The sequence below is a fragment of the Chloroflexus sp. genome (assembly GCF_034431535.1).
Taxonomy (GTDB): domain Bacteria; phylum Chloroflexota; class Chloroflexia; order Chloroflexales; family Chloroflexaceae; genus Chloroflexus.
The window spans coordinates 1-21241 of the sequence record NZ_DAOUDC010000068.1 but is presented as its reverse complement, the minus strand read 5'-3'; the positions used below and the strand labels follow the sequence as shown (position 1 = coordinate 21241).

Sequence of the window (21241 nt, the reverse complement as noted above, 5' to 3'; positions counted from 1 at the left end):
GTGCGGATGCGAGCGAGCCGCCCGCGCGCCGAGGGGAATGGGGCGCGAGCCGCTGGCTCGCCGGTGACGCGATATGCTATAGGAGACAATAATGGACTTTAACGAACAACTCCGTCTCTTCCGCGAACGAGTAGGCGACCGGCATGCGGTGGCGTTAATCCTCACCGGCAGCGGTCAAACCGATACCGCTGCATTGTTGCTGGCGGCGCTGCAACCGCAGCGAGTCGCTTTCCTGCTGACGCCGGAGACGCGTACCTTCCCTGAACGAGTGGCACAGCAGATTGATTCTTCCCCTGATCCGAATTGGTTGCGCAAAACAGCACGCTACACCGACATTAATCAGGTCTATCGCGCATTGCGCGCGATCATCGAGGATTGGTCTGATTTGCCGCGCGAACAGATCCTCGTTGATTTGACTGGCGGCACCAAGATGATGTCGGTAGGGCTGGCCAAAGCGGCCTATGCGCTCGATCTTGATACGATCTACATCGAGAGCGACTATCAGCAAAATAAGCCGGTACCGGGCACGCAGCGCCTGATCGCCCCGCCTGATCCGTATGAAGTATTCGGCGATCTCGAAGCAGAGGAAGCTGCCCGTGCCTTCAACACCCACGACTACTTGAGTGCAGCGCGGATTTACGCCGATTTAGCCCGACGGGTGCCGGAACCCGATCGCACAACGTATGCCGCTCTCGAGCAGTTGGCCATCGCTTATACCCAATGGGAAGCGTTTGATCTGCAGACCGCGGCGCAGACGTTGCAGCACCTGTTGAGCAAGCCGTTGCCAGGGCCGTTTGCAGCACAAGCAGCTATCTTAGAGAAGCAGCAAGCAGCACTTGCTCGCCTGCATCAAGTGACTAGCGCTTTGAATGTCGATAAACGGAAAGGACATCGCAGCCGGCAAGCTGACATCAAACGCGCCCTTGCCACGCTTGCCAACCTCGACGACGTACTGTCGCTGCTTGGCTCATTGCACGCCAATGCGTTACACCGCGAAGCGCAACTGCGCTACGACATTGCCGCGTTGCTCCGTTACCGTTGTTTGGAATTGATGAGCCAACACCGGTTGGCAACGTATGGCGTATGGCCAGCAGAACCTAACCTTGATCCGCTCAAAGAAGCGCGGCCAAACCTTGATCAAAGGTATCGCGATCAAGAGCAAGCGCTGGATTTTACAGAGCGCGGTCTGAAACCGAATCACCATGGCAAGTACAGTGCAATGACGTTACTTAACAGCTACATGCTACTTGCAGCGCTTGATGATCCGTTGATGCGCACAGTGAAGCCTATTGATATTCACCAGCGGGTTAGCGCTCGCAATCAGAGCATTCTCGCCCACGGCTTCCGCCAGATTAGCAAAGATGAATATCGCGATTTTGTTACAGTGGTTGAGCAATTGCTGGATCAATTCTTCGCGATTGGGCAGCGGTCGCGCAGCGATTGGGAGGCGCTGTACCGGTTTGTGACATTGTGATGAGGCATGCTGAGCAATCTATCGGCTCATTCTTACAAGCCAAATGGCTTAGTTCCTTTCCCAACAGGGTGCAAGTATAGATGCAGGAGTAAGATCCGTGAATCGCCGGAGCTGGAAAGAGATTTTTGCAAGTATCAACGATCCAGAGGTGCCGGCGCTCTTTTTGATCGGTACCATGGTGTTTGCCATTCTCGGCAATGCGCTCTACGATTTGTTGGTTGAGCTGCTGCAAGACCTGTTGGGCGGCGAGAGCGCGTTGCTCTATGCGGTGATCACCGTGTTCTTTGCCGCATTGCTGTTCGCGATTACACTCATGCTCTGGCTCTGGTTCAACCTGCGCTGGCGCCAGCGCAACCGGCTGGCCGATGCAGTCAAACTCGATCGCGCCTACCCCGGCCTGATCGTGTTTGTCAGCGCCAGACAGAGCGGTGCTGAATCGGCGGCGATTGCGCATCACCTGAAAGTCGGCAAGCTGCGCCGGTTGTGGTTGATTGCGACCAACGAAGTCGAAAAGAAGGCTGCGCAGTTGCGCGATATTGCAAGAGTTTCACATTATTGATATTCATAACCACCTCCTCGTGATTAGGCAATGCACGGCGAACAGTGCCACGCGATGCGCTTACCGGCAGCATATCACGAAATAGGCTTCGTTGGGAGGTGCTGGATGTCGCTGATCATGAGCAGGTGGCCGGATGGCACACTGTTTAGCCTATCGCTTGAACGGCAATCGATCCCGCGTGAGCAAGTTCACGAGCAGAATCCCCAATACAAGCGTTTCCTTCCACTACTCGGCAGCGAGCAAGTCCCAGCCGCCGGTTTCGTACAGGTCATATCATAAAGCCACACGCCCAAGATGAAGCTGAGCATGACCGAACCGACTTCTTTGATGGTCTTTTTCGATGGCATTGATGGGTACTCCTTGAGGGCCGGAATTCTAGCTTGTGGTTCGAGTTGAGCTTGTATAACGTTATTAAAAAATAATAATAAAGAGACAACAGTTTATCAAGAGGGGTTTATCGCAAGCTTGGCTCCTGATCGCGATTGCCGGCATACTCCGCACGCGGCGCTGCTGCGGATGCTCCGGCGTTTACAACCCCGCTTGCTGCACCAAGCGCAGCAGGGCGCGCACTGCCGGCGGTGCGTTGTGGGTGACGACTTCAAACTGGCAGATGCGTTCGCCGATGCGGGCGTGGAAAGAGTAGACATAACTGTCAGGCGATGATTCGCTGCGGCAGGGGAGGCGGCAGGGGCGGGTGCGCAAGAGGGTGTGGTAGAGGCGCCTGATGGCTTGCGGCGAGAGGGTGCGGGGACGGCGGGCGGGATCGTCGCTGATCACCAAGCCGTTGTGGTAGATGGTGATGGTGCGGGTGGTGAAGCGCAGGCCGCCGCTGCGGCTCGCCATCAGCAACGCTCGCCGGGACAGCGCCGGTGCGCGCAATGATGCGTCGCTGCCATCAGCGAGATGCTCACCCAGCGACCAGCCGCCGTGCTCATCAGGAATGCTCATGGCGCCTCCACCGAAGCGATAATCCGCGCTAGCGCGCCTTCGAGCCGGTCAAACTCGGCAGCAGGAGCGGCCAGCGTCAGATAGAACGAATGGTTCGCGGTGACGAAGATATATTCGCGCGCGCGCACCACTACCGGCAACGCCGGACGGCGCGGCTCGTCGATCGGTTGCACGACATACGTAAAATCGGTCGCAATTGCGCGCTGGCCCGCAACCGTTGTCTCGGCTTCACCCAGAAAATGGTAGCCGGTCAGCAGACTGCGGTCTTCGACCCGGCGGTCGAGCAGCTCTTGCAAGGTCGGTGGATTGGCCGGATCGATGTCTCGCTGTTCAACGCTTAAGGTAGTTTTGAACAGGCTCGCCGTTTGCGGGTCTTCCACCTTCAGCAGCACATCACTCAGCGAGTCAACACTGACCCAATGGGCCGGATAGGCGAGGCGCAGGGTGGCGTCGGGACTCACAAACGATCGGGTGGCCGTCTCGGTGCGCCACATCAGCAACGTGCCGGCCAGCAGCGCCAACGCCGTGACCAGCGCCACACCGAGGTCTTTATTCCAGAACCGCACACGCCAGACTCGTTCATTGCCAAGCTGCCCGATCATGGGTGCTCCTCGTTACGACGACTGCTGCAATGTGACCATCACGCTCCGCCGGATCAGCGCGATCAGGGTGAGGTAGGCGATCAGGGCCACTGCCACCCCTAACGCCAGCGAACGCCACGGATCGACGGTGAGACCCACGGCGCTCACTTCGGCGATCAGCCAGCTCACCAAACCGTTCAGCGCCGCGGTGACGGCAAAGCCAAGCGGCACAAACCAGATCGGGCGATGGCTAAATTTCGCTTCCGCCATCACGTACCCCATCAACCCGCCAAAGCTGGCTTGCGCCAGCGCCGTGGTAGCGGTGGTGATCACCCCCGGCGCTAACGCCACTCCTTCGCTTGCCAGCACATAGCGCAGGTTAAGCAAGGTAGCCACGCCGAGACCGGCGACGGTGCCGTAGACAATCCCATCCATCCGTTCATCGAACTCTTCGGTGGCGTAGACCATAGCGCGCACGGCGATGTAAGCGATCACCTGCCGCAGCGGCCCCAAGATACAGAGCGCCGCCAGCAGCGATGTGGTCGTATCGGCAGCGGCCCATTCACTGACTCGCCACCACGCTTCGATGGCCCGCCGCCCGATCACATCGGTGAGCAAGAGCGCGGTGAAGAAGACAGCGGCGATATTGCGTTTCGGTTCTGGTTCGAGCCGGTCTTGGCGGTAAAAGAAGATCAGCCACAACGCCGCCGGCACCACCGACAAGACGATGCCGGCCACGAGCAGGGGCAGGCCGCTGAGCGGGCCGATGGCGTTGCCCAGCCATGCCAGCAGCGCGCTGAGCGCAGCCATACCGAGAATCTGGATGAGGCTAGCTTGCCAAAAACCACGGTGCGGTTTATTGACCAGCGCATAATGGCGCGCGCAATAGACCCTCCTGCCGAGAATGTGGTAGGGTGGTGATTGGGGTTGATGGCAGATACAACACTCTAAGGTTTCATTTGACATAAAACGTACTTGTTACAAGACGGTTGCCGTAGGTGACGGTAGGGTCGAAGCACACTCTGCTTTTCGGGCGGAGCATGCTCCACCCCTACTACCGCGACCGGCGCATTTGGGCATCGACCCGGTACGGATTGGCTGCCGTCGCCGGAATCCGCAATTCGCCATCAGAAAGGATCGTGCGATACCCGCGCGCCACCACAATCACGCTATAACTCTGGCCGCGCAGCACCGGTTGCTCAGTGCGGAAGCTGCCATTGTCATCGGCGATCGCTATGGTCAATACCTCATCAGGCGTGAGGGTATCATCGGCAGCGGCTTGGCGGGCGGTGATGCCCGGTTTCAGAATAAACATCTGCGCGCCACGCACGCCGCGCCCGCTGTCAGCATCGCTGATCGTGCCTTGCAAGAAGACCAGATCGTTGTTGTTGACCGGCGGTGCGTTTGGCGCATTGCCGGTCGTGCAAGCGATCAACGCAACATCATCGACAAACATACTGCTGATATTGCCGCGCGGGTTTTCAGCGGCAAAGATAATGCGCACCGTCTTGCCGGCATACTGACTAGCATCGGCGCGCCGGTCGCGCCACGTGTCATCGCCCTCACTGGAGCGTATCTGCTCCACGATAGTAAGCGGGTTGGTGCGGGTATCGGCAATGACCACTGAGAAGAACGCTTCACCGGAAAAGAGACCGGCGATGCTGCTGAGCTCGAAATGCACCAGCCGGGCATAACGCAGCTCGACACTAGTGGCGTTAGCCGGAATACGGACATCTTGATAGATTTGCTGAAAACTCTCTTGATCAGTTCCGCCGAGCCATGCGCTGCGTTTGCCGCTGCGGGGCACCTCAGGGTCGATCAACGAGGCGTCAAGGGTTGTCACCTGTTCCCAACCGGCTTCAGCTTCAAAACCGCCATTGACAATCAGGTCGCTGCAACCGGGAGGGAGATTCTGCGCTGCCGGCGGCGCGGGAGGCGTAGCAGGCAAGCTGCTTGGCGGCTGCACCACCGGCCCGCCGGGGGTGGCGGTGTTGGTGATCCCAACGGCGGCAAAGGCGTCGCGCACCGCCGCGACTTCGGTCTGGCCGTAGAGATCGGCGGCGGCGCGGGCAGTAGCGGCGGCGGCATCGGCAAAGTTGCTGCTCGGTGTGAGGTATTGGGTCAGGGTGCGATAATAGATCTGTTCCATCTTCTCGCGCCCGATCTGCTGCGCGAGCAAGTAAGCGGCGTGGTTAGGAATGCCGCTATTCACATGCACGCCGCCGTTGTCGGTGCGACGGGTATTGGGCAAGTTCGCATACTCTTGCATCGTGGCCGGTTGGCCCACGCTGCGCAGCGGATCGCGCGCGTCATAGCGTCCGCCTAACGTCGGGTCGGCCATACTCCGCAGATGCGTGACCGGATACGGCGGCGACTTCACCACATCTTCGCCGATCAGCCAATCGTCGCGATCGATCATCACCGCAAACACATCGGCATACGACTCGTTGAGCGCGCCCGGTTGGTTTTCATAAATCAATTGCGCCGTCGCATCGATCACGCCGTGGGTAAACTCGTGGCCAATCACATCGAGACCGTACGGCAACGGGCGAAAGAGCCGTCCGCCATCGCCATAGATCATCTGCTTGAGCTCGCCGACCCACGCTGCGTTATCGGCATCTTCGGGATCGCTGCCATAGCTGACGGTTGAGACCATTGCGCCGCCGCGCCCGTCAAACGAGTCGCGTTGGTGGGTATTGAAATAGTAGTCGTAGACCTTGCCGGCTCCCTCGTGGGCAGCGCGCGCAATCGTATCACGGGGCAATTCACCCTCTTCGGCCAGCAAGCGCCCGGGCAAGCGGGTAGTATTGTTGGCGGTATAGGTGCGGCGGCGTTTCGCGCCGGCGAGTTGATCAATCGCATGCATCACGCTGCCGCGCCGCGCATGCACAAACACCTGCCACTCGCCGAGCGGTGCGGTGGTCAGCACGCGCACCGACCATACCAGCACCGCACGGCCGTCGGCACGGACGTAGATCATCAAACTGGTGCGATCGGGCAACGGCGTGAATTGCACCTGCTTCCGCTCGTCCGGCTCCAATTCTTGCCAAATATGGCCCAGCGCAAGCGTCATCGCGGCTTGCGGCGCGAGCGCAGGTTGGGTTTCGACCGCAATCCCCGGCTCGAAATGACCGTTGACCGCTACCACCTGCCCTGCCGGATCGAGATGAACAATCAATCGGCGGCCGAAGACGGGTACGCCGTTGTAGACCTGTTCAAACCGGATGTGGTGAAAACCGAGCTGGCGATCGGGTTCCGTCGGCAACGGGCGCAACTCGGCGGCAACGCTGCGCAGGCCAAAGAGCGCGCGTTCGCGGTCGAGAAAACCGCGGGCAACCGCGATCGGGTTGCCAATTTCGGCAACAGTTGGGGTGTAGGGTAGCCGGCCATCAGTTGTAGCGGGAACGAGAAAGGTCGGGATGCCGGTGCGGGCATCCCATGCGGCGAGCAGTGGTGTTGTGGTGCGAGCAGCTAAAGTGGTGAAGGCATGGCTGGCGTGGGCCGCAACCGGCGCGAATGGCGGGCGGAACGCGAACTCAACCGGCGCAACCGGCCACAATTGCACGACCAGCAAGGCTGCAATCAACCCGCTGATCAGTACTCCGAACCGGTGCCGCTTGAAGCTTGCCAGCACACGCGTTCCTTTCGCTACGCCTGCATACAGGCACCGTGCCGCACCACCGTGCGGAGGCGCACCGCGGGGGGCGGAGGCGCATCACCGGGGGCCGCACTGCCGTGCGGCATCCGGCAATGCGGCCCTACGAGGGCGATTGTTCGCGGGCGAGGTAATAGGTCATGCTTTGCAACACGGCCACCGGATCGATATACCGCACCCAGACATCTTCCGGCACTTGCAAGATCATCGGTGCATAGCTCAGGATAGCGCGAACGCCAGCTTCGATCAACACATCGGCGACGCGCTGCGCTTGCAGCGCTGGCACGGCAATAATTGCCAGCTTGATATGCTTTTCGGCAATAACGCGCCGCACATTGGCAAAGTCTTGCACGACCAGCTCGCCGACTTGCTGACCAATCTTGGCCGGGTCAGAGTCAAAGAGCGCAACGATCTCAATGCCTTCGGTACGGAAACCTTCGTAGCGAGCAATCGCTTGTCCTAACAGACCGATGCCAACCAGCGCAACCGGCCAGTGCTGGTTAATGCCAAGAATGCGCTCAATGTGCTGCAACAACTTCTCGACATCGTAGCCGATGCCTTGCTTGCCAAACTCGCCAAAGTACGAAAGGTCTTTGCGAATCTGGGCCGCGGTGACATTGATCCGTTCACCAAGCTCTTGGGAAGAGACGGAGTGAATACCCTCTTCGAGCAGGTAGCGCAAGCTCCGTGCATAGAGAGGAAGTCGCCGGATGACAACATCGGGTGGTAAATCAGAACGCTCCACGAAAGTCCTCCATTGGTTCGGGGAGAGTGTTGTGAAGTGTAGCACAAGCTTATCGGTTCTGCAAGAGCTTTTAGCGCGTAATTTAGTGAACATTTTACGCTACACCGCGCGCAGCTGTGGCATTGCGTTACATGTGCTACAATGCGCCCGCAGGGAGTCGGCCTGAATGACGGAAATGGTATGGATACGCTGGCGGGCAAACGAATTGTACTAGGTGTGTGCGGCAGTATTGCCGCTTACAAAGTCGTGCAAGTGGCGCGCGATCTTACATTGGCTGGGGCGCAGGTTGACGTCATTATGACTGAAGCCGCCGAGCGGTTTGTCGGCCCGGCAACGTTTCAAGCGCTCACTGGAAGGCCAGTGTTGAACGATATGTGGCGTTTGCCTGAAGATGGAGTGATCGGTCATGTGAGTCTTGGCATGCAGGCCGATGCGGTGGTGATCGCGCCGGCGACGGCCAATACCATTGCCCGGCTGGCCGCCGGTCTGTGTGATGACCTGCTTACCACCACCGTGCTGGCGACCCGCGCCCCATTACTGATTGCGCCGGCAATGAATCCCTCGATGTACGAACATCCGGCGACACAGGCGAATGTGGCGACGCTACGCGCGCGCGGGGCTTACGTGGTTGAGCCGGAGGTGGGCCGGATGGCCGAACCGGTGGTTGGACGCGGTCGCCTCCCCGAACCAGCCGATCTGCTGGCCGAAATTCGCGCCTTGCTGGGCCGCCAATACGGGCCGTTGCGGGGCCGTCGCGTGGTGGTGACGGCTGGCGGCACCCGTGAGCCGATCGATCCGGTGCGCTATCTTGGCAACCGCTCATCGGGGCAAATGGGGTATGCACTGGCCGAACGCGCCCGTGATCTAGGTGCGACGGTGACGCTGATTAGCGGGCCAACGGCGCTCACGCCGCCACGGGCAGTCACGTATGTTGCCGTCGAGACCGCTCTCGAAATGCGCGCGGCGGTGCAAGCCGCGTGTGTCCACGCCGATATCTTGATTATGAATGCAGCAGTGGCCGACTTTCGCCCGGCGCAGATGGCGGCTGAGAAGATTAAGAAGTATGGCGATGAAGGCATGACGCTGCAACTCGTGCAGAATCCTGATGTCGTCGGTGAATTAGCCCACCGCACCGACATCTTTAAGGTTGGCTTCGCCGCCGAAACGCATGATCTATTGGCCAATGCCCGCAGCAAGCTGCAACGGAAAGGCTTGGATCTGATCGTTGCCAACGATGCCATCGCTAGCATCGGCCAACCTGAGATTGCCTTAACCGTTCTTGATGGTGAGCAGGCCGTGGAATTGCCGCGGCAGTTGAAAGCTGAAGCGGCGGCCACGCTGCTTGATCTGATCGTAGCCCGGTTTGAGCAGTGGCTGCTGACGCGCTAGCCACATGCCGGAGAGATTGCAGACTGATGACGACTGAACCGCAACCAAACCAATCACCGCCTGAACCTACTCCAACCCCGCGCCCAACCCGGCGCTTGACCGCGCCCCGACTGCCGCGATCAGCCCCACCGGCAGAACGTCCCGTCTCGCGGGATGAGATCGACGAGCTGATTGGCGCGCTTGGCCATCCCAACCATCCGCGCCATGCCGAAGCGGTTGATGCGCTGGTCAATATCGGCTCAGCGGCAGTGCCGGCCTTGTGCGCCATCGTCAACCCTGATCAGCCTTGGTTGGCCGTCTATCGCGCGACAGAAGCGTTGGCGCAGATTGGTGATGGCCGGGCAACCGGGCCGTTGATCTCCGCCCTCAAGCATCAAAACGCCAATGTGCGCTGGGGAGCAGTGCGAGCTTTGATCCAAGTTGGGGACGTGCGGTCCTTGCTGGCCCTCCGCGAAGTGGCCCGTTCGGATCAAGGCCGCACCAGTTGGGGCGAATCGGTGGCCGGCGCCGCGCAGAGTGCGCTCGATCTGCTGAGCCGGCGCAGCATTTGGGCGCAGAGCCTTGAATTCATCAAGCTAGCTGTAGTGAGTGTAATCTTTTTGTTGTCGGTAGCGCTGGCGTTTGGGGTAATTGGCGCGCTACGCAACGAATTGGATCAGTTTGGCCGCTACGTGCCCGGCCAAACCGAATTGCCGACGCTGGTGCTGCCGACGCCGCGCCCGACTGCGACCCCGCGCTGGCCAACACCAGCGGCCAACCTAACTCCGGCGCCGGCAGTGGCGCAGCCGATCACGGGCACAGCCTTGCAAGTGGCGAATGTGCGCCCGTTGCCGGGCACCAACAACCAGCCGATTGGGCGCATTAATGCCGGTGATGAGATCATCTTTCTGGCCCGCACCGCAAATGATCAGTGGTATCTGATCCGGCTAGGCGAACGGCGCAGTCCCGACTCGTTTATTGCCAATCCCGATGGCAGCGGCGCCGGTTGGGTGAACCGGGCCTTGGTTTCGCCGCCATCGGCGGACGTGCCGGTACAAGAGCCGTTACCGCTCACTACACCCACGGCGACACCGTAATGGGTGAGGGCCGGATCTTGTGAGAGCGCTCATCGCTATGCCAACCCTGAAGCCTGCGCTGGCCGGTGCGATCATGGCCGTTCTAGTTATTGCCCTCTTTAGCCAAACACCGGTGCAACGCACGTTTGACATTGGCCGCAATGACGCGGCGGTGGCGCAAGGCTTCAGCGAACCCGAATCTGGGATGGCCGGCGCTGATGGGGCGGTGCGGCGGGTGTTGCCGGCAGCGGCGCTGCGCTTGCCGCAGATGGGTGCGCCGGTGATCGTTACGTTCCGGTGGCAGGCGCCGGCTGGCACGCCGCTGACGGTACAGGTGAATGACGAAGTGCCGCTTCAGTTGCTCGCCCGCGGTGATTGGGAAGAACATACGGTCTATCTCACCGGCGGCTGGACGAAAGCGGTGGATGTGGTGATCCGCTTCGCTTCACCCGCTATAGATGCGCGCATCCTGTTGGATGAGATCACGCTCAGCGCCATGCCGCCGTTGCTGCCGTACCCTGCGCAATTGGGATATGCGGCGTTGATTGGCGCCTTGGCCGGGATGATCTTGCATCAGCGGTCGTGGCGACTCGTACTGGCTGCGGTCGTGGGGTATGGCCTCCTCTGGCTGCTACTCTACCGCTTCAGCCCGTATCCCTTGCTCTATCTACCACCGGCGACGGTGGCGTTGGTCGCTGCCGGTTATGTTGTTTGGCAATGGCCGCAGCTGAGCGTCGTTTGGCCGCGCTGGAGCCTGCCCGTTCTCGCGCTTGCCGTCGCGCTTGGTTGGATGGCGTGGCTGATGCCGGCAATGCAAGCCCATGTCACGCTGGCCCGGCCCGGCGTCGAGAACGATTTTCGGGTGTTTGCCACTCGCGATACGCTGGCAACCATCTTTCAAGCCGATGGCTTCTACAATCTCGGCTATCCGCTCTTGCTCTGGCTGGTACGGCCATTGACCAGTGATAATGCCTTTCTCGCCGCGCGCCTCATTGCGCTTGTGAGCGGCGGAGTGTTAATCGGTGCCGGCTATCTGCTGGCGCGCAGTTTGCTGCCACCCGCTCCGGCAGCGCTGGCGGCAATGGTGTTAGCGCTGAGCGGGATGGTGGCGCAATACGGCTTGCTAATTGGCAGCGATATGCCGTTTGCTGCCTGCTCCACGTTAGCGGTGGCCGTCACCTTGCACGCGCATGCGCGATCGTCGCGCCTAATAGCGTTCCTCGCCGGAATACTGGCCGGCACCGCGTTTCTCATCCGCCATCCCGGCTTGATCTTGCTGCTGTGGGGCGCCATTGCGCTCTGGTTAGGGGCCGGGAAGCGCGCTGCGTTCAGCTTTGTGGTAGGATTTGCCTTGGCGGCAGCGCCGCAGGTTGTGGTGAATACGGTGCAAACTGGCCAACCATTGTTCAATCAGCAAGCGAAAAATATCTGGCTGGCGGTCTACGCCAATACTGACTGGCGCCGGTGGAATGAGGTTCCCAATAGCATTAGTCTGGCAGAAGTGATTGGGCGGGATCCTGTGCGCTTTCTGACCAACTGGGGCCGCAATATCGTGGGTTTTCTCGGCGCCGGTGCCGAAGATGTGAGCGAGTTTGGCCGGGCCGATCAGTTGCGCTTGCTGGGTTGGCCGGCTAACTGGTTCGCGATCGGCGGGATCGCGGCGGTAGGGTGGCTGGCGTGGCGCAACCGTGCCGATCGGCGTTGGCTGGCCTTGATCGCCTTGATCGGGTTGTACGTGGCGGCAATTGCCACTGCCTTCATCTTGCCGCGCTTCTTTTTACCGTTGGCGCCGCTATACGCCGTTGCTGCGGCGTGGGCTTTGGCGCAGCTTTGGGAGAGCCAACGCTCGTTCTTGCTAGCGACGTTGGTTGTCATCACCATCCTCCTCCCCGGCTCGGCCAATGGGGTGAGAGCCGTGCTGACGGCGCAGCCGGCGGATGAAGTGGCCGCGGTCGAGTTGGTGCAACACACGGTGCCGGCTACTGGCGCAAAACTTGTCGCCGCTATCCCCGACCGGCTGCCATTGGCCAAATACTCGGCCATCGCGCACCTGATCGACCGGCGGGTTCCGATCACGGTGACGTATGCCGAATTGCAAGCGCTGCACGCCGATTACCTCTTGTGGGATAACATGCAAGGGTTGCCGCCGTTGCCGCAGCCGGATGTAGCCCGGATTGGCACCGGACGGTTTACGCTCTATACGATGCAGGTGTCTTCTCCGGCGGTGAATGAGGAAACGAGCAGATTATGGAATATTCGCCAACCCAACCCATAGCGATCGAGCCGCCGCGTTGGCGGCGCATCAAGCTGGCCCAAGTGGTTAGGCGACCGTCTGTGGTCATTGGAGTGCTGGTCGTGATCGGTCTCGCCTTGCGGCTCTGGTTTATTGCGGTCAATCAGATCGATCCGCGCTTTTCGGCAGCCGATGACGGCGATTACTACGTGCGCGCCCTCCGCTCTGCCGTCACCGGCGAATACGTCGATAATTCGTGGCTCGTGCGCCCGCCCGGCCACATCTTCTTCTTCGCGGCCATGCTGCGGATTGGGTTGTGGTTCGGCGATCCGGCTATCGGGATTGCCCTGATTCGTGCCGTCCAAGTTGTCTTATCATTGGCGCTCATCCCGCTTGGCTACGATCTGGCGCGGCGCTTGTTTGATCAGCGCACCGGGTTTCTCTTTGCGTCCATCCTCGCCGTTTGGATGCCGTTCGTAGAGTTGCCGGCGCTCATCCTCAGCGAGCAGCTCTTCTTCAGTATGCTATTCATCCATGCGTGGCTGCTCGTGCGCTGGCGTGATGACCGGCGGCTGCGCTGGCTGATCGGGGCCGGCGTAACATTGGCATTCGCAGCCTTGGCTCGCTCGCCGGGCTTATACGGCGCTGCGTTTGCGGTGCTCTTTATCGCGATCAGTACATGGCGCGCCGCCGGCCAACATCGTCGGCAGCAAGTCGCGCTAGCCTTGCTGGCCTTTCTGCTGCCGTTTGCGCTGACGATTACGCCGTGGACGATCCGCAATTACATCCTCTACCGCGATATTATTCTGATTGACACCCTTGGCCCGGTTAATCTCTGGATCGCGATGAGCGATGCCGTGCATGAGGGCCGTGGTGAAGGTGAGGCAAAAGGGATACTACTACGCTTGCCGCAAGAAGAGCGGCAACGATTTGTGAGCGCCGAATTGCGGCGAATCATCCAAACCGAGCCGTGGCGGTTTACGCGCTATCTCTGGCCGCACTTTTACCATATCTGGAAAGCGCAGTTTATCGAAGACTTTTTTGTCAAAGCCAGTTTCTTTGCCCGTCCTGTCCGCGAGATCTGGCTAGCCGGCATCGTCAGTGATCTCATCTGGCTCGTGATGGTGCTAGCGACGCCATTCACCTTGCTTTCACGCCCTCGTGAAGGCGCGTTTCGGCTGGTGGCGCTCGGCTGGATCGGCTATACGTGTCTGATGGTGATGCTCATCCACGTCGAACCGCGTTACCTTTTGCCGGTTTGGCTGTGGTTCGCGCTGTATGGGGCGGCGACACTGGCCCGGATCGGCCAACAGCCGTGGCGCTGGGATCGCTTTACGTTAGCCGGTCTCGCGACAAGCCTCTTCCTTGCAGTGCTCATTTTTAGCTATCGTGACTACCCCCAGATCATCCGTGCCGGTCTTGCCCGCGAGCAAGCGTGGGCAGCGGCGCAACAGGCGATAGCGCGCGGTGATGCGGCTGCGACCGAACAGGCCTACCGCGCAATGCTGGCGGCTGATCCCGATTTTGCCGATGGCCGCGCCGAGTTTGCCAGTTGGTTACTGGCGCAAGGGCGGTACGATGAAGCTAGCCAGATCATCGGCGATTACCCAACCCACCGGAATAATCTGGTGCGAGGGGCAATCGCGCGGGCGCAAGGTGATGCGGCGACGGCGATGGCCCTGCTGCGCAACACCGAAGAACAAGCTGGTGAAGATGTGCAGCGGCTGGCGTTCGCGTGGTTAACGCCGGCACCAACGACAACCCTAACGCTTGGCAACGACCTTGACCTTGGGTATCTGTACGGATTTGCCTTCGGCGAGCGCGCTGGCGCGACAACCTATCGCTGGCTGCAAGGCGAAGGCGTAATCTGCTTGCCCTTGCCGGAGCCGCTCGCCGGCAATGAGATGCTGGCCCTACGGTTAGCCGCACCGGCGCCAACTCCGCTGACGGTCACGATTGGCGACCAACGTATGCCGATCATAGTTGCGCCAGGGGGCTGGCGGGTGTATTATCTGCCATTGCCGGCACAGATGCAGGGTGTGCGCGAGGTGACGTTCAGTCTGAGCGCGCCGACGTTCTTACCCTACCAATCATTGCCGGACAACACCGACGCGCGCCCGTTGAGCGTGATGGTGCAGCAGATATCAATTCGCTGAAGGGATATGATGCAACCGATGCAGATTTCGTCGCAGGCAATGCCGGAGGCCGTTCGCGACTATCCATTTACCGTGAGCGTGGTCATTCCGGCCTACAACGAAGCGCATGGCATTGCCGGCGTGATCGAGCGGGTGCGCTCGGTCTTGCCTACCGCCGAAATTATCGTGGTCGATGACTGCTCGCGTGACGAGACGGCTGCGGTTGCACAAGCCGCGGGTGCGCGGGTTATCCGGCATCCAGTCAACCGTGGTAACGGCGCAGCCGTGAAAACCGGCATCCGGCGGGCGGGTGGCGAGGTCGTGCTACTCATGGATGCCGACGGGCAGATGGATCCGCGCTATATCCCTGATCTGTTAGGCGGCATTGCGGATGGCTATGATATGATGGTTGGCGCGCGCACCCGCGACACGCAAGGCGATTCGGTCTTCCGGCGCTGGGGCAACCGGGCGCTCGATGCGCTGGGCAGCTATCTGGTTGAAACCGAGGTGCGTGATTTGACCAGCGGCTACCGGGCGATGCGGCGCGACGTGATTATGGAGTTCATCAATTTGCTGCCCAATCGCTACTCATACCCCACGACCAGCACGCTGGCGTTGCTGAAGGCCGGCTACCATGTCGGGTATGTGCCGGTGATCAGCCAGCGCCGGCAAGGTGGTCAGAGCGGGCAAAAACTCTTACGCAACGGCATTCGCTTTGGCCTGATCATCTTGCGGATTGTCTCGCTGTTCGCGCCGTTGCGCGTCTATTTTCCGGTTGCCGTCTCGATGCAATTGCTAGCCTTGCTCTCATTTTTGATCAGCATATTTATCACCGATCCGCTGCGCTTCCATATTCCCAACTCAGCCGTGGGCTTGTTTATCGGCAGCATTATCATTTTTATGTTCGGGCTGAATGCCGAGCAGGTCGCTGCCCTCCGCTTCCAACGCCCGCCACGCATCACTGAAGAGGAGTAGTGCGTTCATGCGACCCATCTTCTCGTGGCTGCTCCGGTTGATTGGGCCAGCGTTGCTGATCGGTTTTCTGCTTACCAGCGATCTCGGTCTGCTGTGGGCGATTTTGCAATCGGCTGAGATCGGGCCAATCATCTGGTCACTGGCGCTGTTGCCTCCGTTCATCATCCTCAAATCATGGCGCTGGATTCAGATTTTGCGGGCAATGAATATCGTGCTCGATCTTCCTACAGCGTGCGCCCTTTATATGGTTGGTATTTTCTACGGCACGGTGACGCCAGGACAGGCCGGTGATCTATTAAAGGCAGTATATTTACGAAACCGCGGCCAACCGGTAGCGCCAGCCCTGCTTTCGGTGGTGCTGGATCGGCTGTGCGACCTGATTATTATGTCGGCGTTGGGGGTGATCGGGGTTTTTGCGTTGGGACGCCTGTTGCCCAGCCGCGAGTTACAACAGGCGATTGTGGTGGTAGTGGGAATCGGGCTGGTGACGGTCACGGTGTTGCTCACAGCGCGCGGGCCGCGCTCGTGGCTGCTCACCGTTGTCTTACCGCGGATCGCGCCGCGTTTGCGTTCCCGGCTCGATCAGTGGAACGAGCAAATGCATAGCCTGACCTTCACGCCAAGCCTCATTGCCACCGTGAGCGTAGCAACCATCGCGTCGGTCTTTTTTACCTTCTTGCGGTTGTGGCTGCTCTACCTCGCGCTTGATCTGAATGCAGTGCCATTATTGGTGGTGATCGGCTCCTCAGCGCTCATCTCGGTCTTGCAAGCGTTGCCGATTTCGATCGGCGGCGTCGGGGTGCGCGATGTCATACTAGTAGCAACGCTGGCTGCGTATGGCTATTCGCAAGAACAGGCGTTGACGCTGGCGGCGCTCTTCTTGTTGATCAACGTCGAGCATATCATTGTTGGCTTTATTGTCTCGCTTTGGGTTCCGCTTGGGCGGAGTGGTACAATATCTTCATGACATACGATCGTTACGCCGCGGTGTATGATGGAAGCGGCCAGATCCGGTTTGCCCTGCTGACCGCGCTCTATCTGGAAGAGATCTTGCAGCGCCACCCAGTTGCTGGGCAACAGATGCTGGATCTCGCGTGCGGCACCGGCACGTTGCTCGCTACCATGGCCGAACGCGGTTGGGTAGTGACGGGTCTTGATCGTTCGCCGGCGATGCTGGCGCAAGCGGCGAGCAAGTTCACGAGCGTTGCAACAGCGGTCGAGTTGCGGCAGGGTGATATGCGTCAGGTGGCTGAGTTGCTGCCGGCAAATGCCTTTGATCTGGTTACGTGTACCTATGATAGCCTCAATTACCTGATCAGCGCCAACGATCTAGCTGCGTGCTTGCATGGCGTAGGGCATGTTTTGGCGCCGGGAGGCTTGTTTGTCGCTGATATGAATACACGCCACTTCTTGGCCGTCGATTGGGGCCAATGCTCGTTCAGTGAACAGGCAGGCTATGTGCAAGTGGAACGCACCTATTTTGACCCGGTGAGCGATACGTCAACTATGTGGCTGACCGGTTTTATCGGCAATGATCACGACGGTTACGAGCGTTTTGACGAGATCCATATCGAACGTGCCTACCCGCCAGAGCAGGTGGCAACGATGATCGAAACTGCCGGGCTTATGATCGAAGGGTGTTATGACGGCTTTACCTTTCAACCGCCTACCGCTATGACTCAGCGCATCTGCTGGGTTGCCCGAAAACCGCTATGCCAAAGATTTTAATCCTCTCAACCGGTGGCGCTCTGGTTATCCGGCGTGCGCTCGGCAGTCGTGACGAGCAGCCGTTGGCGCTGCGTTCTGATTTGATCGTGACCATTGAAGAATTCACGAATTTACCCGGTAGCCATCTGACGCCGCAGCAGGTCTTGGCATTGGTGCAGCGGATCAATGCGCTGCGTGACACGTATGACGGAATTGTGGTTGCTTCCGGCAGTGATACGCTCGAAGAGACGGCCTATTTGATCGATCTGCTCTTGCCTGATGGTCCGCCATTGGCAGTCACCAGCCTGCCGCGGCTGAACGCGAGCGGCGCTGCCGCGACCAATGGCCTGCAGGCGGCGATTACCGTTGCGGCGACGCGGGCGGCATCCGGGTTGGGTGCGTTGGTGGTGGTTGATGATACCATTTATGCGGCAGCGGTCGTACAATCGCACTTTAGTCAGGGCACCGGTATGTTTACTGCTGCCGGGGGCGCATTAGGCCGGGTTGAAGGCGACCATGCCCATTTGCGTTGGCGTCCGCTGGCGCGGCAACACATCGCCGCGCCGCGCTTGGTTGAGCCGGTTGACTTGATCCGGGTCGCACAGGGAGCTGACGACCGGCAATTACGCCACAGCATTACCGATAATGTAGCCGGGATCGTGATTGAAACGTTTGGCAGCGGGCGGTTGCCGCCGTGGTGGCTGCCGGCGCTGGCCGAAGTGGTGCAACGGCGGATCCCAGTGGTGGCGGCGAGCCGGGCCGGTGCAGGTGGGTTGGGTGACGAATTTGGCTTCGTCGGCGCGTATCATGATTTGCGCAAGTTGGGCGTGATTTTCGCCCCCAATCTGAGCGGGGTGAAAGCGCGGTTGAAGTTAATGGCTGCGTTGGCCGTGGCCCGTTCACCTGCCGAGTTGCGCGCGTTATTTCGCCCATCCGCGTAACGTCAGCCGTCCCTATGTTTTAATACGAACGTCCATCCCGTAGCGCCGCACGGTGGTGCAGCTCCAACAAATATATCACCGAGGGAATCCATGGCCCCAGATCGATTAACAACCAACGTATTACCGCCGCCAGAAGAAAAAGCGGCCTATGTTGAGCGGATGTTTGCCCGCATTGCCCGCGGTTACGATCGGGTCAATCGGGTGATGACTTTTGGGTTGGATCAAGGTTGGCGGCGCAAAGTGGTCGAATATGTCGCGCCGCCGGTGAATGGTCGCGCGCTCGATGTCGGCACCGGCACCGGCGACTTCTTGCCGGAGTTGGCCGGGTGGACGCGAGATGGCATCGTCGTCGGGGTTGATTTTACCCTCCCCATGATGCAGGCCGGCCAGCCCAAAATTGCCGAATTGGCGGCAGCGGGCCGGGCGGCGTTTGTCGCTGGCGATGCGTTGCAATTACCATTTCCTGACAATACCTTCGACGCGATTACCACTGGTTTCGTGTTACGCAACGTGACCGATATTCCCGCTGCGTTGCGCGAAATGTACCGCGTAGCCCGGCCCGGCGCGATGATGGCCTGCCTCGAAGTCGCCCGCCCGCACAACCCGCTCATCCGGTGGGGGCACCGGGTGTATTTCGAGCAGGTCGTGCCGTGGATCGGCACCTTGCTCGGCGGCGACCGGCGCGCCTATACGTATCTGCCCCAGTCGGCGCGTGTGTTTCCGTCGCCCGATCGTTTGGCCGAAATGATGCGCGAAGCTGGTTGGCGTCACGTCTTCTACCGGTTGTACGGGTTGGGGGCAGTGGCTATTCACGTTGGCGCGAAAGTGTAGCAGCGACGCGGGGTGTGATAAGGGTCGTTGCCTAACGTTGACTGAGTAGATAGCATTGCTTATGCTAGGCCGTACCCACATCTCGTTCACAACGGTGCGATGCTTCCGCAATCGTTCATGAGGTTTCCGATGTACGACGACGATGATGATATTCGCCGCCGGGCTCAACGGTTGTTGCGTTTGCGCCGGCAGCGCGAGTGGATTGACGATGACTGGGACGAACCACTCCCTGTTCGTTACCGTTCGCGATCGATGAGCGGCGGGTGGTCAGTATCATTCGTCATCTTCCTGCTGCTCATACTAGTAGTCGGGCTAGGCGTGTTTTGGCTGTCGCAACGGCTGAATGCTCTTGGCTCGTTAGTGCCGAACCCGCAAGTTATTGTGCAGACGCCAACCCCGCAGATCATCAGTAGCGCGGCAGTGGTGCAACGGATCCAGCAACTGAGCCGCCTGGAAACCAGCAAATATACGATCGAGCGGGTGATCGACATTCGCCAAGGGAGCAATATTCCGATTATCGGTGACTGGTTAGCGGGTGATGCACTCTTGCTGATCGCCCATGGCACTGTGGTGGTTGGCGTCGATCTTAGCCAGCTCACGCCCGACGCCGTCACAGTTTCGCCTGATGGAAAACAGATCACCGTGTGGCTACCGCCGGTGCAAGTCTTGAGTGCGACGCTCGACAACAGCAAAACGCGCGTCTACAGCCGCGATCGCGGTCTCTTTGCCCCCGAAAACCCAAACCTTGAAACGATGGCGCGGAAAGCAGCCGAACAGCAGATCCTGCAAGCGGCATGCGAAGATGGGATTATGGAACAGGGAACGCGCAATGCCGAGCTGGCGCTGCGCCAGTTTTTGGGATTGATGGATGGCGTCGTGGTCGAGGTGAACACCTCACCGCCGGCAGAATGCAAAGTTATACCGTAGCGATATAAACAGCAACTTAGTCTCTGAATTCAAGGCGTTGGGGAATGAGCGTTCCGTATTGCATCTTGATTGGCGGACTGGGCGAATATATTGATGAATATCTATCGCCGCTGCTCACGTCCGCTGGGTATTACCTTCAAACAGCGCGAGGCGCTACCGTCTTATTCGACACGCTGAACCGGCAAATCGATCTCGCGTTGATCGATCTGCCGGGCAGCGACCATCTCGATCTGCTGAATGCGTTACGTATGCAGTATACCGGTACGCTAGTCGTTTTGGGGCCGCGGCACGACCGGCTGGTTGTGACGGCGTTCGCGCAGGGTGTTGATGACTATGTCACCCGTCCGTTTCGCGCTGATGAGCTCATGGCGCGGGTGCGGGCGCAGTTGCGGCGACGGCAGCGTTATGCGCCGCCGCCATTTACGCTTGGCCCTTTTATCTTCGACCTAGCGGCGCGTAGTATTACGTACTATGGCCGCCCGCTCGAACTCGATCTGCCATCGTTTACCTTGCTCTGCGTCTTGGCTGAAGCCCCCTACCGCACCTTCACTCCGGAAGAGTTGTTGCAGTCAGTGTGGGGAGGTGGGCAGACCCATAATCTGCCGTTGCTCGCAGCGACCTGGCAAGCGCTTCGCCAGCAGATTGCCGGCGGGACATCAACGAACGTGCTGGTTGGCGACCCCTACTGCGGCCTCGCGTTGTTACAGTCGTAGCGCCGCCGGTAATCAACTACAGCGCTGGTTGGCGACCCTACTGCGGCCTCGCGTTGTTACAGTCGTAGCGCCGCCGGTAATCAACTACAGCGCTAGTTGGCGATCCCCGCTGCGGCCTCGCGCTGTTACGGGCATAGCGCCTCCGACAAGCAACCACGGCGCCGGCTCGCGTTATTGCCGGCGTCGCGCCGTAATCAAGCACACACCCACCACCCCGCAACCTCACCCTTCACTGGTTGTTGTGCTCTCGAGCGCGATCCGCCACCACACACGCACCCACCATCACCCCGCAACCCCACCCTTCACTGGTTGTTGTGCTCTCGAGCGCGATCCGCCACCACACACGCACCCACCACCACCCCGCAACCCCACC

18 protein-coding genes are annotated in these 21241 nt (G+C 59.8%); 13 read left to right on the top strand and 5 right to left on the bottom strand.

Annotated features, from left to right (window positions below; genetic code table 11):
• Window positions 1-91 precede the first annotated feature (91 nt).
• Window positions 92-1474, top strand: a complete 1383-nt coding sequence (locus tag U9R61_RS16220) for a TIGR02710 family CRISPR-associated CARF protein (RefSeq protein ID WP_322489852.1) — start codon at window positions 92-94, stop codon at window positions 1472-1474.
• Window positions 1475-1571: 97 nt separating this feature from the next.
• Window positions 1572-2033, top strand: a complete 462-nt coding sequence (locus U9R61_RS16215; protein WP_322489851.1) for a hypothetical protein — start codon at window positions 1572-1574, stop codon at window positions 2031-2033.
• Window positions 2034-2561: 528 nt separating this feature from the next.
• On the opposite strand, the gene U9R61_RS16210 is transcribed toward U9R61_RS16215, so the two are convergent.
• The 5 genes from U9R61_RS16210 to U9R61_RS16190 all read right to left on the bottom strand — a co-directional run bounded on the left by U9R61_RS16210 (window position 2562) and on the right by U9R61_RS16190 (window position 7962).
• The gene (locus tag U9R61_RS16210) at window positions 2562-2981 is read right to left on the bottom strand and encodes a hypothetical protein (protein WP_322489850.1); all 420 of its coding nucleotides are present in this window, start codon (window positions 2979-2981) and stop codon (window positions 2562-2564) included.
• Window positions 2978-3583, bottom strand: coding sequence for a hypothetical protein (locus U9R61_RS16205; protein ID WP_322489849.1), 606 nt, complete (start codon window positions 3581-3583; stop codon window positions 2978-2980). The genes U9R61_RS16210 and U9R61_RS16205 overlap by 4 nt, the downstream gene beginning before the upstream one ends.
• Window positions 3584-3595: 12 nt before the next feature.
• The gene (locus tag U9R61_RS16200) at window positions 3596-4528 is read right to left on the bottom strand and encodes a PrsW family glutamic-type intramembrane protease (protein WP_322489848.1); all 933 of its coding nucleotides are present in this window, start codon (window positions 4526-4528) and stop codon (window positions 3596-3598) included.
• 88 nt (window positions 4529-4616) lie between these two features.
• The gene (locus tag U9R61_RS16195; RefSeq protein ID WP_322489847.1) at window positions 4617-7196 is read right to left on the bottom strand and encodes a M4 family metallopeptidase; all 2580 of its coding nucleotides are present in this window, start codon (window positions 7194-7196) and stop codon (window positions 4617-4619) included.
• A 124-nt stretch (window positions 7197-7320) separates the two neighbouring features.
• Window positions 7321-7962 (bottom strand): redox-sensing transcriptional repressor Rex, encoded by a 642-nt coding sequence (locus tag U9R61_RS16190; RefSeq protein ID WP_322489846.1) that lies wholly within the window; start codon window positions 7960-7962, stop codon window positions 7321-7323.
• Window positions 7963-8142: 180 nt separating this feature from the next.
• Here U9R61_RS16190 and coaBC point away from each other — a divergent pair, with 180 nt between their 5' ends.
• The 11 genes from coaBC (at window position 8143) to U9R61_RS16135 (ending at window position 20868) form a co-directional block, all read left to right on the top strand.
• On the top strand, window positions 8143-9351 hold the full coding sequence (gene coaBC / locus U9R61_RS16185) for a bifunctional phosphopantothenoylcysteine decarboxylase/phosphopantothenate--cysteine ligase CoaBC (protein WP_322489845.1): 1209 nt from the start codon (window positions 8143-8145) through the stop codon (window positions 9349-9351).
• Between the two features lie 26 nt (window positions 9352-9377).
• Entirely contained in the window at window positions 9378-10427 is a 1050-nt protein-coding gene (locus U9R61_RS16180) for an SH3 domain-containing protein (RefSeq protein ID WP_322489844.1), read from the top strand.
• 37 nt (window positions 10428-10464) lie between these two features.
• Window positions 10465-12681 carry a glycosyltransferase family 39 protein gene (locus U9R61_RS16175; protein WP_322489843.1) on the top strand — a complete coding sequence of 739 codons (2217 nt, stop codon included), beginning with the start codon at window positions 10465-10467 and terminating at the stop codon, window positions 12679-12681.
• Window positions 12654-14795 (top strand): glycosyltransferase family 39 protein, encoded by a 2142-nt coding sequence (locus U9R61_RS16170; RefSeq protein ID WP_322489842.1) that lies wholly within the window; start codon window positions 12654-12656, stop codon window positions 14793-14795. The genes U9R61_RS16175 and U9R61_RS16170 overlap by 28 nt, the downstream gene beginning before the upstream one ends.
• A gap of 6 nt (window positions 14796-14801) precedes the next feature.
• Window positions 14802-15749: a glycosyltransferase family 2 protein gene (locus U9R61_RS16165; protein WP_322489841.1), complete on the top strand. Its 948-nt coding sequence runs from the start codon at window positions 14802-14804 to the stop codon at window positions 15747-15749.
• Between the two features lie 7 nt (window positions 15750-15756).
• Window positions 15757-16716, top strand: coding sequence for a lysylphosphatidylglycerol synthase transmembrane domain-containing protein (locus tag U9R61_RS16160; protein WP_322489840.1), 960 nt, complete (start codon window positions 15757-15759; stop codon window positions 16714-16716).
• Window positions 16713-17477, top strand: a complete 765-nt coding sequence (locus U9R61_RS16155; RefSeq protein WP_322489839.1) for a class I SAM-dependent methyltransferase — start codon at window positions 16713-16715, stop codon at window positions 17475-17477. The genes U9R61_RS16160 and U9R61_RS16155 overlap by 4 nt, the downstream gene beginning before the upstream one ends.
• Window positions 17462-18397 carry an asparaginase gene (locus U9R61_RS16150; RefSeq protein ID WP_322489838.1) on the top strand — a complete coding sequence of 312 codons (936 nt, stop codon included), beginning with the start codon at window positions 17462-17464 and terminating at the stop codon, window positions 18395-18397. Before U9R61_RS16155 ends, U9R61_RS16150 begins: the two co-directional genes overlap by 16 nt.
• Before the next feature lie 90 nt (window positions 18398-18487).
• Entirely contained in the window at window positions 18488-19228 is a 741-nt protein-coding gene (gene ubiE / locus U9R61_RS16145; RefSeq protein WP_322489837.1) for a bifunctional demethylmenaquinone methyltransferase/2-methoxy-6-polyprenyl-1,4-benzoquinol methylase UbiE, read from the top strand.
• A gap of 129 nt (window positions 19229-19357) precedes the next feature.
• A complete protein-coding gene (locus U9R61_RS16140) occupies window positions 19358-20155 on the top strand; it encodes a DUF4230 domain-containing protein (RefSeq protein WP_322489836.1) in 798 nt (265 codons plus the stop codon).
• A gap of 44 nt (window positions 20156-20199) precedes the next feature.
• Window positions 20200-20868, top strand: a complete 669-nt coding sequence (locus tag U9R61_RS16135; protein ID WP_322489835.1) for a response regulator transcription factor — start codon at window positions 20200-20202, stop codon at window positions 20866-20868.
• The last annotated feature ends 373 nt before the right edge of the window (window positions 20869-21241 follow it).